This is a genomic window from Bifidobacterium eulemuris (assembly GCF_014898155.1).
Classification (GTDB): Bacteria; Actinomycetota; Actinomycetes; order Actinomycetales; family Bifidobacteriaceae; genus Bifidobacterium; species Bifidobacterium eulemuris.
In genome coordinates this window covers 2,761,857-2,775,009 of record NZ_CP062938.1, presented here as the reverse complement: position 1 = coordinate 2,775,009, position 13,153 = coordinate 2,761,857, and the positions used below count along the sequence as shown (strand labels likewise).

Below are 13,153 nucleotides of genomic sequence, written 5' to 3'. Positions count from 1 at the left end.
TTCTATCGGTTGTTCGTCCCGGCGGTCCAGCGCTCGGCGAGGGCGCTCAATCCCGACGCGTGCGATCCCTTGAGCAGCACCACAACGTCCGGATGGGCGGCCGCCATATCCGACACCAGCCGATCCGCCCGGTCGATATCCGAAACCAAGTCTATCGACCCCTTGCCGCCCCGCGCGTCGGAGCGTTCCTTTTTTGCCCCGTTGGCCAAGGCCTCGGCCAACGCGTCGAGATCGCCGTCGCCGGCCCCACCGACCGCGATGAGGGCGTCCACCCCCAGCGAGGCGGCGTACGAGCCCACTTGGGCGTGCAGATCCGGACCATCGTCGCCGAGTTCGAGCATGGCGCCCAGCACGGCGACACGGTACAACGGTTTGCCCGCGCCCCACGAGGCGAGCCCGTCCAATCCCGCCTTCATCGAGTCGGGATTGGCGTTGAAGGAATCGTCGATCAGCGTGAACTCCGCCGCGCCTCGCGTCACCTGGCTGACGGCCATGCGATGCGGGCTGATGCGCCGCTGCGTACCCAACGTCTCGGCGATTTCTGCGGGGCTCATGCCGAAATGCAGGGCGACGCTCGCCGCGGCCAACGCGTTCATCACGTTATGCCGTCCGGAGATCCCCAGACGCACCGGGGTCTCGCCGTCCGGCGTGCGCATGACGAAGCCGGCCCGGTCGCGTTCGTCCATCGTGATGTCGGTGGCGCTCACCGTATGCGCCGCATCGGTGTGGTCAATGCCGAACCAACGGACCTCTCCCGGGGCGATATCCGCCATGGCGGCGGCATACTCGTCGTCGGCGTTGAGCACGGCGATACCTCCCGGCACCAGACCGCGCACGATCTCGCTTTTCGCCTGCGCGACGATCTGCCGCGAACCGAATTCACCCAGATGCGCGACCCCCACTTTGAGCACGATGGCCACCTCAGGCGGGGCGATGCGCGTCAGATTGGCGATTTCGCCAAGATGGTTGGCCCCCATCTCCGCCACGAAGAAACGCGTGTCGCGATCGACCTTCAGAGCCGTCAGCGGCAGGCCGATCTCGTTGTTGAAGGAACCGACCGGCGCCACGGTCTTCCCCACACGCTCCAGCAGCGCGGAGAGCAGATCCTTGGTGGTGGTTTTGCCCACCGATCCGGTCAGGCCGACGATGTCGAAAGGCTCGTCCATGGCCTTGCGCATGGCTATGTTATGCGCGGCGAGGGCCCCCAGCGCGGCGACCGTGTCGTCGACGACGATCTGCGCCACCCGCGCCCCGTCGACGGGATGGTCGACGATGGCCGCCACGGCGCCAGCCTGGGCGACGGACGGCACGAAATCATGGCCGTCCACCCTCTCGCCCTTGATCGCGACGAATACCGAGCCTTCGCTGATTTGCCGCGAATCGCTGACCGCCGCGATGCCAAGCGCCGACGCATCCTGCGACGATGGCAGAACCAGCCGCCCCGATACCGCCTGCGCGATCGTCTCAACGCTCATCGGCACCATAGTGGTCTCTCCTTCACATATCGGGCTTGATTCGTCGCGAACCAGGCCTACCGCAATTCCCTGGACACCCTCAGGGCGCTTCTGACGTTGTTGCGGCGCACGCCGGCGGCCAACACCATGGAGATGGCCAATGCCAGCGGCTCGCTGATGCCTTCCGCGCTGGACATGGCCGACTCCAAGGAAAGCTGTCTCGCCTCCGATGTGGGTGTGGTCAGCCGCATATCCTCGTCGACGGCGAATCCGTATCGCGATCGCAGTCCTTCGACGGATGCGTGGCCGGTGTTCCGCTCGATGCCGAGCACATCCATCGTGACCGACTCCAGTCCCGCCTCGGCGATGGTATGCGCGTCAAGCGCGATGATCACCGCGGCGACGCCGTCCTCCGCGCACACCGACAGCACACGCTGCACGTCAAGCACCCCCAACGGGTAGGACAGTTCAAGGGATCGTTCCATGGAGCGCGACCCATCGGCGCTGATCACGGCCACCGGATTGCCCAGCAGATGCAGCAGATCGAACAATGCGGCGACATCCGCCTCGATGGCGCTCCGGTCGTCGCCAGCGACGGCGAACACCGCCATGGAATTCGACGGATTCCCCGCGATCGCCGACGCGAGATCCCCCAGACGGCGTTCGTCCAACGAACCGAACAGCAACGGCAACTCACCGCCTTCGGTTTCCGCGCGTCCCCGGGCCGAACGCGGCAGCAGGGCCGCGTAGGCGCCGGCTTGGGCGGCGCGGGGCAACGCGGCGATGGCCGACGGGGTCCGCGCGATGAACAGCGCGCCCGGAGAAAGCGAGTCGACGTCGTCGGCGATCGAGGTGATCGTCACATTCGCGATGAACCCGGGCTCCATATCCAGCCCGTACCGTTGCGCCAAACCGCCCAATGTCAAGCGTTGACTGCCAGCTTCGCTCACTGCGCTCATCGATTGACGCCCTTCCATCCGGAAATATCTCACCAATTGACTGGAATAGCATCCTCGCGGGCGGAGGACACCGGCACCTCATATTTCTGCATAAGGAACGCACAAATATCGGCGGCGACCGGGCCCGCCGTCAGACCGCCGTAGGAGCCCTGCGGATCCTTCAGCACGACGGTCACCACATACTGCGGATCGTCGGCGGGAATGATCACCGAATAGTCGCTGATGATGCTGGAAATCGTCCCGTCACTGCCCACGACCTCGGCGGTGCCGCTTTTGGCGGCCATGCGGTAGCCGTCGACTTTCACGAAAGTGCTGTAGTGCTCGGCCACGGATTCCATGGCGTTCATCACGTCGGCGGCCACCTGCTCGTCGACGACCCGGGTGGCGCCCGAGGTCTCGGTTTCGGTGGTTTTGCCGTCCGCGTCGGTCACCGACTTGATGATGGACTGCTGCTGCTTGACGCCTTTGTTGCCGATGGTCGCGATGGCGTTCGTCAGCTGCAGGATGTTGGTGGCGTAGCCCTGTCCGAACAGCACGGTGTTGCGGGTACGCGTATCCCATGAGGAGGCCGAGGCCAGAAGACCGGAGGATTCTCCGGGCAGACCCAGTCCGCTGTCCTGTCCGATGCCGAATTTGGTCAGATACTCGTAGCGCTGCTCGTCCGTGTAGTTCTCGGCGGCGAGGATCATGCCCACATTCGACGACTGTTCGAGAATGCCGGCCAGCGTCCAGTGTTCGGTGCCGTGGGTGAAGGAGTCCTTATAGGTCTGCCCGTCCAGGGTGTAGTTGTCCGGCACTTCGAATTGGTCGCTGATCTTGTGCTGCCCGGTCTGCAGATAGCCGGCCAGCGAGATCACCTTGCCGATGGAGCCCGGTTCGAACACCTCGCTCACGGCACGCGACGTGCCCAGCTTGGCGTCGTCGGAGCCGGCGGAGATCTCGTCGCTGTCCGCCAACGCCACGATCTGGGCGTCGCTGACGCGTTGCACCACGGCGATGCCCCAGTCGGAGCCGTACTTCTCCTGCGCCTCGCGCAGCACCTTCTTGACATACCACTGCACGTCGCTGTCGATGGTGAGCGTCACGTCGCTGCCGTTCACGGCTTCGGTCGATTCGGTCACCGTGCCGGGGATCTCCTCGCCGCCGTTGCCCTGCTGGTACACCTTTTTGCCGTCGGTGCCGGTAAGCAGCTCGTTCTCCATCAATTCGATGCCGGACACGCCCACACCTTCGGCGTCGACGCCGCCCAGCAGCGCGCCGTACAGGTTGTCGTCGGCGTAGACGCGCTCATCGCTCAGCTCTCCCCAGACGATGCCGCCGAGATTGAGATCCTCGATGGAGCGCTTGACCTGCGGGGTCACGTCCTTCTTGAGCACCACGTACTGTCCGTCGATGCTTAAGGAGGCGCCCAGCTCCATCGCGTTCATATCCAGCACGGAGGCGAGCAGGCGCGCCACGGCGGCGGCGCCTTTCACACCCACGGGTTCGCCGTCGATCTCATGGCATTCGTCGTCGTTTTCGCCGGTGCAGGTGATGGGAACGAAATCCTGCGCCGCCTCGGGATTGGCCACGATGGTGTAACGGTCCACGCTTTGCGCCAGCACGGTGCCGTTGGCGTCGAGCACGCGCCCTCGTTTGGCGCTGAGCGGCACGGAAAGCGTGCGGCTTTGGGTCGCGGCCAGTGCGGTCTGGCGTCCGCCGATCAGCTGGGTGGCAGCCAACTGCGCCAGGCAGACGGCTGCGACCAATGCCAAGACCACACCGATGGCGATGCACCGGAAGGCGAAGTTCTTCGCCCGGGCGAAATTGAGGATGCGATGGATCATTGAGCTGCGCTTTCACTTTCACTCGGCTGGTATCCGTTGAGGTCGATGGAGGTGGAGCCCGACTGCGGCTCCATGCCCATCTCTTCGGCCTTGCTCGGCAGGGACGCCACCAACTGGTCGAGCTTGGCCTGATCGTCTTCGACGTCCTGGGTGAGCTGGCTGATGCGTTGTTCGATCTCGGAGGCCTCGAACGAGTTTTCGACCATCTGGGTGCGCAGCATCAGCGAACCGATCAACGTGCACATCAGAAAAGTCACGGCGATGGCGACGTGCAGCAGCGGAGCGCTGCGGGTGCGCGTCCATTCGACCACGCGGGCGATCGTATCGCCGGCGCGCTCCGATTCGGAGCGCTGTCCGGTGATCACGCGAAGTTCGGGACGAGAGGCCCGAGGCTTGGCCGCGGGACGGCTGGCCGCGGATGAGGCATGGGAACGCACACTGCGTGGCGAAGACATCGACATGGTTCAACCCCTTCTGGATCGACGACGGTTCGTCGCATGGTCGTGTTGCTGGCCTTCGGCGAAACGACGGCGCCAGCGGTCGGGAATCCGCCGCGTCAGTTCCACGGCGCGCAACCGCACCGATGAGGCGCGTGGGTTGGCGGCGATCTCGTCGGCGTCCGCTTTGATCGCCCCGCGGGTCAGATCCGCGAAGAACGGTTGCGCGTCCGGCGGCACCACCGGCATATCGACGGGCGCGTCGATGCGCAGCCCCTGCGCCATGAACGCCTTGACGGTTTTGTCTTCAAGCGAGTGGTAGGACTCCACCACCAAGCGGCCTCCCACCGACAGACGGTTCGCGGCCTGGGGAAGGGTCGAGGACAGTTTGTCCAGTTCCCCGTTGACCTCGATGCGCAACGCCTGGAACACACGCTTGGCGGGATTGCCCGCCGGACGGTGCGCCTGCGGCACGACCTCGTCGACCAACCGGTTGAGCTGCGCGGTGGAGACGAACGGCTCCCGGTCCCGTCGGGCGACGATCTGGCCGGCGATCTGACGAGCGAAGCGCTCCTCTCCGTATTCCTTGAAGACGCGCGTCAACCGGCGCGCGTCGTAGGTGGCGAGAATGGTTTCGGCGGTCAGCTCCTGGGTCACGTCCATGCGCATATCCAACGGCGCGTCATGGGAATAGGAGAAACCGCGGTCGGCTTCGTCGATCTGCAGGCTGGACAGCCCCAGATCCATGAACACCGCGTCCACCTCGTCGACGCCTTGGTCCTCCAGCACGCGGTCCAATTCGTCGAAGGCGGCGTGCACGGGAGTGAAACGGTCGGACAGTCCCTCGCGACGCATACGCTCGGTGGCCATCGCCAGCGCCTCGGCGTCGCGGTCGATGCCGATCAGCCGCGCTTGGGGGGCCGCTTTGAGAAAGGCCGTGGAGTGTCCGGCCAAACCCAGCGTGCAGTCCACCGCGACGGAACCCTCGCGACGCAGGGCAGGAGACACCAGCCTCACGCAATCGTCAAGCAGCACGGGCTGATGGATGGAGGTCAGGTCGGTCATCAGAATTCCACCTCCGGCAGCACATCGTCGGCGATATCGGCATAGCCTTCTTCCTTCTCGGCCAGATACCGCTCCCAAGCGTCCTTATTCCACAGTTCGGCGCGCGTTCCCACGCCGATCACCACCACATCGCTTCCCAGATCCGCGTAATCGCGCAGCATCTGCGGCACCAGCACACGGCCCTGCTTGTCGGGCTGCTGGTCCACGGCGCCGGAAAGGAACACGCGCAGATACTCACGGGCGGCCTTGTTGCCCACGGAGGTGCGCTGGATCTGTCCGGCGATACGGCGGAACTCGTCGAACGGCAACAGATACACGCATCGCTCCTGACCGCGCGCCATCACCAGTCCCTGTCCCAATTGGGAACGGAATTTCGCAGGCAACGCCATACGTCCCTTGGCGTCGATTTTGGGCGTGTAGGTGCCCAACAGCAGCGGCGGAAGCCCCTCCAGCAGATCGGCCACGCCGGCCGTGGGCGCGGCGGAGCCATGCACGGCTGGCGACTGCTCATCGACCATGGCTCCACCTCCTTCCACGGACGCATCCGGGTACACTACGGCCACAACTGGTTCACCACTTTACCCCACTGCTCCCCATTTCTCACCACCGAAACACAAATCTTTGCATCTTTTAGGGCCCGGCACCCTTATCGAGCGTGTCGGCCGCCGCGACCGACGCGAGCCTGGGGCTGGGGTCTTGCGAACGGCCCGGATTCGCCCCACGCCGATATGACGCCCGGCCCCCGCGCATTTCCGCCCCGAAGGCCGCCGATTCGTATAGGGCACGCGCTACATTTGATTGCCCGAAGTTGCCATCATGAGAAACGGACGACCATGTCGACTTACTCCTCCCAGCTGCATGAGGAACAGCAGGCCGTCGACCGCGCGTACGGCCGATTGGACGCATTGCGCGCGCAGACGAGATCACGGCTCGACGCCGTAAGGGCCGCGGGATCGCACGGCTCCCCCACGCAACGCACCGAACGCGACTCCTTCGCCACGATGTACGAGGATCGCCTCACCCAGTTGCGCGCCGTCGAGGATCGTCTGGTGTTCGGCCGTCTCGACGACGTCCAGGGAGCGCGGCGCTATATCGGCCGCGTCGGACTGTCCAGCGAAACCCACGAGCCGATCCTCACCGATTGGCGCGCCGAAGCCGCCAGACCTTTCTATGAGGCGACCCCGTCCAATCACGGCGACATCGTGATGCGCCGCCATATCACCCTGAGCTTCCGCGAGGTCGTCGGCATCGAAGACGAGGTGCTCGACGTGCACTCCGATCAGGTGGACAAGGCCTCGTCCGCGGGCACGCTCACCGGCGAGGGCGCGCTGCTGGCGTCGCTCAGTTCCCGACGCACCGGCAAAATGACCGATATCGTGGCCACCATCCAGGCCGAGCAGGACCGCATCATCCGTTCCGATATGGGGCATGCGGTGGTCGTGCAGGGAGGCCCCGGCACCGGCAAAACCGCCGTGGCGCTGCATCGCGCCGCCTATCTGCTCTACACGCACCGCCGCATGCTGGAACGATCCGGCGTGCTGGTCGTCGGCCCCAGCTCCGCGTTCCTGCACTATATCGACCAGGTGCTCCCCTCCCTCGGCGAAACCGGTGTGGTCAGCCGCACCATCGCCGACCTGGTGCCCGGATTCGCCACCGACATCACCGACGACCCGTACGCGGCCAAGCTCAAAGGCGACCGCCGCATGGCGCAGGTGATCGCCAACGCGGTGGCCGCGCGTGTGCGCATCCCCGACGATCTGCCGACCGTGAACATCAGCGGCGTCAACGTGCCGATGCTGCCCGTGGACATCCAGCAGGCCCAGAACGACGCGCGCCGCACACGGGCGCCGCACAACAAGGCCCGCGAGACCTTCATCCAGCAGATGCTGCGCAGCATGCGCGAGCGTTACGTCGAACAGCTCGACTACACGCCGGATGCCGCCGAGCTGAGCCGGGTCTCCTCGCTGCTGCGCATGAACGACAAGGTGCGCAAAACCCTGAACCTGTGCTGGCTGCCGATGACGGCCCCATGGCTTATCGACCAGTTGTTCTCCCGTCCCGACAAACTGCGTGCGATGGCGCCGTGGCTGAGCGACGACGACGTGCGCACGCTCACCCGCCGCAAAGGCTCGCCGCTGACCCGTTCGGACATTCCGCTGCTCGACGAGGCCATGGAGCTTTTAGGCCCCGACCCGAAGGCTTCCGCACGTCGGGCCGCGCAGGACGCGCAGCGCGCGCAGGAGGAGCAGTTCGCCCGCGACACCCTCGCGCAGGCGGGAATCGGCACCGGTCTGGTGACCAGCCAGATGCTGCTCGACCATATCAACGGCGAGGATGCGGAACTCACCGCCCAACGCGCGGCGGCGGACCGCGAATGGGTGTACGGCCATATCGTGGTCGACGAGGCGCAGGAGCTGACCGATATGGACTGGCGCATGCTGATGCGCCGCTGCCCTTCGCGTTCGTTCACCATCGTGGGCGATGTGGCACAGACCTCCGCGCTGGGAGGCACCCGATCCTGGCCCAAGACGATGAACAGGCTGTTCGGCGCCGAGCATTGGGATCTCAACGAGCTGACGATCAATTACCGCAACCCCAAAGAGGTTTCGGATCTGGCGTCGCGCTTCGCCTCCGCGGAGGGCCTGTACATCTCCACGGTGAACGCCGTGCGCAGCATGCCCGAATCCGTGTCCACGCAGGTGGTGCGCGACGAGGCAGCGCTGGCCGAGGCCGTCGGGCGCGAGGCGGTCGAACTGACACGACGTTTCGTCTCCTCCGACGGTAGCGGCCGTGTGGCCATCATCGCTCCCGACGAACTGGTCGATTCCATGCGCCAGGCGGTGTCGAGGCAGCTGGAGGCGGCGCTTGAGCCCGCCGAGGCCGCACGTCTGGCCGACCAGCCCGACTGGGACCGCCAGGTCGCCGTCTGCGGCACCGAAGAGGTCAAGGGACTGGAATACGACGCCGTCATCGTGGCGCAACCCGGCCAAATCGAGGACGACGCCCCCGCGCGTCTGGTGGCCGCGGCCGACCTGTACGTGGCCATGACCCGTCCGACGCAGCGTTTGGTTATAGTTCGGACACAAGCTGACGAATCCTCGTTAACCCTCTAAGGTGGAGACATGCCCAAAGCGTTACTTCTGGAAAACATTCATCCCTGCGCCGTCCAATCGCTGCGCGACCATGGTTTTGAGGTCGAAGCCCTCAAAGGCGCGTTAGGCGAGGACGAGCTCATCGACGCGTTGGATGGCGTCGATTTGCTCGGCGTGCGTTCGAAAACCAACGTCACCGCCGCCGTCATGGCCGCCCGTCCCCACTTAAGCGCCATCGGCTGCTTCTGCATCGGCACCAATCAGGTCGATCTGGAAGAAGCCGGCCGCCGAGGCATCGCCGTGTTCAACGCGCCGTATTCGAACACGCGCTCCGTGGTCGAATTGGTGATCTGCGACATCATCTGCCTGATGCGCCGCATCCCCGCCCACACGCATCATCTCAAGCATGGTCTGTGGGACAAAACCGCCAGCGGTTCGCATGAGGTGCGCGGCAAGACCCTGGGCATCATCGGCTATGGCAATATCGGCTCGCAACTGTCCGTGCTGGCGGAGGCCCTGGGCATGCGCGTCGTGTTCTACGATCTGGAGGAGAAGCTCGCTCTGGGCAACGCGCATCGCTGCGCGACGCTGAACGAACTGCTCGAGCAATCCGACGCGGTGACCTTGCATGTCGACGGCCGCAAGTCGAACACCGGATTCTTCGGCGAGGAGCAGTTCTCCCATATGAAGCCCGGCGCGATCTTCATCAACCTGTCCCGTGGTTTCGTGGTCGATCTGGGCGCGCTGAAGCAGCATCTGGCCTCGGGACACGTCTCCGGTGCCGCGGTCGACGTGTTCCCCGTCGAGCCGAAGAAGTCGGGCGACCCGTTCGAAACCTCGCTGGCGAATGAGGACAATATGATCCTGACCCCGCATATCGGCGGTTCCACGCTGGAGGCTCAGGAGGCCATCGGCCATTTCGTCGCCCAGCGCCTTGAGGACTACTGGTTCAAGGGTTCGACCTCACTGTCGGTGAATCTGCCGCAGATCAATCTCGGCGACGGCAATGGCATCACGCGCGTCACCCATCTGCACGCGAATCTGCCCGGCGTGCTCGCACACGTCAACCGAGTGCTCGGCGAAGAGGATATCAACATCTCCTCCCAGTCGCTGGGTACGCAGGGCGAGTTGGGCTATGTGGTCACCGACGTCTCGAAGACGCCGAGCAGCGCGACCCTGCAGGCGCTGCGCGACATCGAGGGCACGATTCGCATGCGCGTGATCAGCTGAGACCCGACGAACGCCGCGAAACTTCACCAACGAAAAGCGCCGGCCCATCGCATCCTTTACGAGATGCGATGGGCCGGCGCTTCGGTTTTCTTATGTGCCTGACGATTTTCGCGCGATTATCGATTATTGACCGTCCCGCAAATCGTCGATGGCCTGCTGGAAGTCCGCAAGGCCGGCGAAATTCTGATAGACGCTGGCGAAACGCAGATACGCGACCTCGTCCAATTCGCGCAACGGCTTCAAAATAGCTTTGCCGACCTCATCCGAGGTGATTTCGGCGAGCCCTCGTGAGCGAAGATCCTCTTCGACCTTCTGCCCGAGCATTTTCAGATCCTCTTCTTTGACGGGACGGCCTTGGCACGCCTTGCGCACACCGGAGACGACCTTATCGCGATTGAAGGGCTCGCTGTTGCCCCCGCGCTTGGTGACCAACAGCATGCTGGTTTCCACGGTGGTGAACCGCTTGTCGCATTTGGGGCACTGCCGCCGGCGACGAATGGAATAGCCATCCTCGCTGATGCGCGTATCAATCACCTTGGTATCGGAATTCTGGCAGAAAGGACAATGCATTCCGCCAAGGATACCGTGCGGTGGCGTATGTTCGCCAGACATCGGAGTTTCGCGACATCAACGTTGCGGCACGACGATGCGCTGCCCGGCCTGCAATGCGCCGGATTCCAAATCGTTCAGCTCGATCAGTTCGTCGACCGTGTTCGACACGTCCTGCCCCGCGGGAGTGATGCTCGACGCATACGACCACAGCGTGTCCCCCGGACGCACGATATAGCTGGACACGGCGGTCGCCCCTGCCTCCGAATGCGCGGGGACCGGCGAAACCACACTGATTCCCGCCCAAGTCAAAGCCGCTGCCAGCAGCGCCACAACCAGCTTGCCGCGTGTGGTCAGACGCATCGTCCCATGGGATCGCTTGGCGCTACCCCTCATCATGCCTTTGCCCATCATCACAGCGGTTCCAGCCATCGCAACCACATCCTTTCGAACACCTGTTCTATCGAACACTTGTTCTGATTGTGGCACATCTGTTCGACAACGTCAACACGACGAGTCGAACAGATGTTTGATTTCACATGATTTGCACGATACACTGGTCACAGCCGCCCGAAAGGAGCCCCGACGTGAGCATCATCGCCATGACCCCGCAGCCATCATCAGCCGACAGCGCGCTGACCGACCGTCAACGCAAGGTGCTGGAGGCCATCCGCACGCATATCGACGCCCATGGCTTCGCCCCGTCATTCCGCGAGATCGGCGAATACGCCGGACTGAAAAGCCCTTCGTCGGTGAAGCACCAGTTGCAGACCCTGGAAGACAAAGGCTTCATTCGCATGAACGCCAACAAGGGTCGTGCCATCGAAGTGGTGGCACCCCCGCAAGGCGACGAGGCAACGTCTGCGGCCCAGTCCGCACAGCCCGACGCCCCCGCCGCGACGGCGACCATCATCCCCTTCCCCGAAAGCGAGTCGGTGATGCAGTCGCATGACGTGCCGCTGGTGGGCCGCATCGCGGCCGGCGTGCCCATCACCGCGGACCAGCATGTGGATGATGTGATGCGTCTGCCGGAGCGCCTGACCGGCACCGGCACCCTGTTCATGTTGGAGGTGCACGGCGATTCCATGGTGGACGCGGCCATCTGCGACGGCGATTTCGTGGTGGTGCGCGAGCAGAGCACCGCGGTGAACGGCGATATCGTGGCGGCGCTGCTCGACGATGAGGCCACCGTGAAAACCTTCCGCAAGCAGGACGGCCATGTGTGGCTGATGCCGCACAATCCCGCCTACTCCCCCATCGACGGCACCCACGCGCAGATCATGGGCAAAGTCGTCACCGTACTGCGCAAACTCTAATATCCCACGCCCCCAAACGGATAAACTTCTTCCGTCATCCCGAGCGGAGCGCAGCGAGACGCAAGGATCTCCTCCGTCCAACGTGTTCCCTCGTCACATATGCAGCTGTTCGGCGGACGGGGTGGTGTACCCCTCCGGTTCGAGTTGGAACGTGGTGTGGGGCACCGACACCGGAAAGTGCTCGCGCAGGCAGTCCTGAAGCTGCTGCAGAATCCCCTCCGCCTGTTCCATGCTCAGACCCCGCTCCACCACCACATGGGCCATGAGTATCGGCATGCCGGTGGATACGGTGCTGGCATGCAGGTCGTGAACGGCGACCACATGCGGCACCCCTTCGAGATGCTCGCGCACCGCGTCGAGGTCGAGACCTTCCGGCGTCTCCTCCAACAGCACTCGCACCGCGTTGCGCAGCAGGGTGACGGCGCGGGGAATCATCATCAGGGCGATCAGGCCGCCGGCGACCGCGTCGAATCCCGCCCAGCTGGTCGCCATCATCACCACGGCGGACAGCACCACGGCCACCGATCCGAGCGCGTCGTTCAACACTTCGAGGAACGCGGCCTTCATATTCATGTTGTCGCCGCGCTGCGAGGCGAGAATCACTATGGACCCGATGTTGGCGGCGAGTCCGAGGATGCCGAATGCGAGCAGCAGACGGGCGTCATGCACGTCATCCGCCGACTCTCCGAACAGACGCAATCCGGCTTCGATCAACGCGTACGCGCCGACACCGAACAGCACAAGGGCGCCGCCCGCGGCGGTGATGACCTCCAGTCTGGCCCAACCCCAGGTGCGGGTGCTGTCGGGTTTGCGGCGCATCAGCATGGCGGTGACCGTGGAGGCGATGAGCACGGACATGTCGGTGAGCATATGCCCGGCGTCGACCAGCAGGGCCAACGATTCGGTGAGGGCCGCGCCGACGACCTCCGCAAGAAACACCGTTCCGGTCAACGTCAACGTCAGTATCAGCCGCCGCTGATGCTCCGCCGAATCGCCTCCCGCGCTTGCATGCGTGTGATCATGCGCCATCGTCGTCCGCTCCCCTCGTCCCGTTCCTAGTGAAACCGCTTCTCAATACCATTTGCAGTTACGTTCCAATACGACGAAACCCCGGCCGAAGCCGGGGTCTCATCACCGTTTTCACCATAGCACACGCCGCATGGGGCCCATCACGCTACGTGAAATCCCGCACCGATGCGTGCGACCCCTAGGCGCACGGAACGAA

Annotated in this window: 12 protein-coding genes; 3 read left to right on the top strand and 9 right to left on the bottom strand. The window is 64.3% G+C overall.

The annotated features are described in order from the left end of the window. Positions 1 to 2: 2 nt before the first annotated feature. The 6 genes from BE0216_RS11280 to mraZ are packed head-to-tail and all read right to left on the bottom strand — an operon-like array spanning position 3 to position 6,259. On the bottom strand, positions 3 to 1,484 hold the full coding sequence (locus tag BE0216_RS11280) for a UDP-N-acetylmuramoyl-tripeptide--D-alanyl-D-alanine ligase (RefSeq protein ID WP_094637036.1): 1,482 nt from the start codon (positions 1,482 to 1,484) through the stop codon (positions 3 to 5). A gap of 47 nt (positions 1,485 to 1,531) precedes the next feature. Beyond that, positions 1,532 to 2,413, bottom strand: coding sequence for a hypothetical protein (locus tag BE0216_RS11275; protein WP_094637035.1), 882 nt, complete (start codon positions 2,411 to 2,413; stop codon positions 1,532 to 1,534). Between the two features lie 29 nt (positions 2,414 to 2,442). After that, complete coding sequence (locus BE0216_RS11270; protein ID WP_094637034.1) at positions 2,443 to 4,239, bottom strand: peptidoglycan D,D-transpeptidase FtsI family protein; 1,797 nt, start codon at positions 4,237 to 4,239, stop codon at positions 2,443 to 2,445. Further along, positions 4,236 to 4,694 (bottom strand): hypothetical protein, encoded by a 459-nt coding sequence (locus BE0216_RS11265; RefSeq protein WP_094637185.1) that lies wholly within the window; start codon positions 4,692 to 4,694, stop codon positions 4,236 to 4,238. The genes BE0216_RS11270 and BE0216_RS11265 overlap by 4 nt, the downstream gene beginning before the upstream one ends. A gap of 9 nt (positions 4,695 to 4,703) precedes the next feature. Further along, a complete protein-coding gene (rsmH, locus tag BE0216_RS11260) occupies positions 4,704 to 5,741 on the bottom strand; it encodes a 16S rRNA (cytosine(1402)-N(4))-methyltransferase RsmH (RefSeq protein ID WP_094637033.1) in 1,038 nt (345 codons plus the stop codon). Continuing rightward, complete coding sequence (gene mraZ, locus BE0216_RS11255) at positions 5,741 to 6,259, bottom strand: division/cell wall cluster transcriptional repressor MraZ (protein ID WP_094637032.1); 519 nt, start codon at positions 6,257 to 6,259, stop codon at positions 5,741 to 5,743. Before mraZ ends, rsmH begins: the two co-directional genes overlap by 1 nt. 315 nt (positions 6,260 to 6,574) lie before the next feature. Between mraZ and BE0216_RS11250 the strand changes: the two genes are divergently transcribed. Together BE0216_RS11250 and serA are read left to right on the top strand one after the other, a co-directional pair. Further along, positions 6,575 to 8,854 (top strand): HelD family protein, encoded by a 2,280-nt coding sequence (locus tag BE0216_RS11250; RefSeq protein WP_094637031.1) that lies wholly within the window; start codon positions 6,575 to 6,577, stop codon positions 8,852 to 8,854. A gap of 9 nt (positions 8,855 to 8,863) precedes the next feature. Further along, positions 8,864 to 10,063, top strand: coding sequence for a phosphoglycerate dehydrogenase (serA, locus tag BE0216_RS11245; RefSeq protein WP_094637030.1), 1,200 nt, complete (start codon positions 8,864 to 8,866; stop codon positions 10,061 to 10,063). 123 nt (positions 10,064 to 10,186) lie between these two features. On the opposite strand, the gene nrdR is transcribed toward serA, so the two are convergent. Continuing rightward, a complete protein-coding gene (nrdR, locus tag BE0216_RS11240) occupies positions 10,187 to 10,633 on the bottom strand; it encodes a transcriptional regulator NrdR (RefSeq protein ID WP_094637029.1) in 447 nt (148 codons plus the stop codon). A gap of 57 nt (positions 10,634 to 10,690) precedes the next feature. Continuing rightward, the gene (locus BE0216_RS11235) at positions 10,691 to 11,044 is read right to left on the bottom strand and encodes a LysM peptidoglycan-binding domain-containing protein (RefSeq protein ID WP_094637028.1); all 354 of its coding nucleotides are present in this window, start codon (positions 11,042 to 11,044) and stop codon (positions 10,691 to 10,693) included. Positions 11,045 to 11,214: 170 nt separating this feature from the next. Between BE0216_RS11235 and lexA the strand changes: the two genes are divergently transcribed. Next, positions 11,215 to 11,928, top strand: coding sequence for a transcriptional repressor LexA (gene lexA, locus BE0216_RS11230; RefSeq protein WP_094637184.1), 714 nt, complete (start codon positions 11,215 to 11,217; stop codon positions 11,926 to 11,928). 93 nt (positions 11,929 to 12,021) lie between these two features. Here the strand turns inward: lexA and BE0216_RS11225 are convergent, their stop codons facing one another. Beyond that, positions 12,022 to 12,957 (bottom strand): cation diffusion facilitator family transporter, encoded by a 936-nt coding sequence (locus tag BE0216_RS11225; RefSeq protein ID WP_094637027.1) that lies wholly within the window; start codon positions 12,955 to 12,957, stop codon positions 12,022 to 12,024. Positions 12,958 to 13,153 lie beyond the last annotated feature (196 nt).

What these genes read in the sequence shown, in the direction of transcription:
- nrdR (WP_094637029.1), bottom strand. Translation starts at nt 10,633, where the DNA reads ATGCATTGTCCTTTCTGCCAGAATTCCGATACCAAGGTGATTGATACG.
- BE0216_RS11250 (WP_094637031.1), top strand. Translation starts at nt 6,575, where the DNA reads ATGTCGACTTACTCCTCCCAGCTGCATGAGGAACAGCAGGCCGTCGAC.
- mraZ (WP_094637032.1), bottom strand. Translation starts at nt 6,259, where the DNA reads ATGGTCGATGAGCAGTCGCCAGCCGTGCATGGCTCCGCCGCGCCCACG.
- BE0216_RS11225 (WP_094637027.1), bottom strand. Translation starts at nt 12,957, where the DNA reads ATGGCGCATGATCACACGCATGCAAGCGCGGGAGGCGATTCGGCGGAG.
- BE0216_RS11265 (WP_094637185.1), bottom strand. Translation starts at nt 4,694, where the DNA reads ATGTCTTCGCCACGCAGTGTGCGTTCCCATGCCTCATCCGCGGCCAGC.
- lexA (WP_094637184.1), top strand. Translation starts at nt 11,215, where the DNA reads ATGACCCCGCAGCCATCATCAGCCGACAGCGCGCTGACCGACCGTCAA.
- BE0216_RS11235 (WP_094637028.1), bottom strand. Translation starts at nt 11,044, where the DNA reads ATGGCTGGAACCGCTGTGATGATGGGCAAAGGCATGATGAGGGGTAGC.
- BE0216_RS11270 (WP_094637034.1), bottom strand. Translation starts at nt 4,239, where the DNA reads ATGATCCATCGCATCCTCAATTTCGCCCGGGCGAAGAACTTCGCCTTC.
- rsmH (WP_094637033.1), bottom strand. Translation starts at nt 5,741, where the DNA reads ATGACCGACCTGACCTCCATCCATCAGCCCGTGCTGCTTGACGATTGC.
- BE0216_RS11280 (WP_094637036.1), bottom strand. Translation starts at nt 1,484, where the DNA reads ATGGTGCCGATGAGCGTTGAGACGATCGCGCAGGCGGTATCGGGGCGG.
- BE0216_RS11275 (WP_094637035.1), bottom strand. Translation starts at nt 2,413, where the DNA reads ATGAGCGCAGTGAGCGAAGCTGGCAGTCAACGCTTGACATTGGGCGGT.
- serA (WP_094637030.1), top strand. Translation starts at nt 8,864, where the DNA reads ATGCCCAAAGCGTTACTTCTGGAAAACATTCATCCCTGCGCCGTCCAA.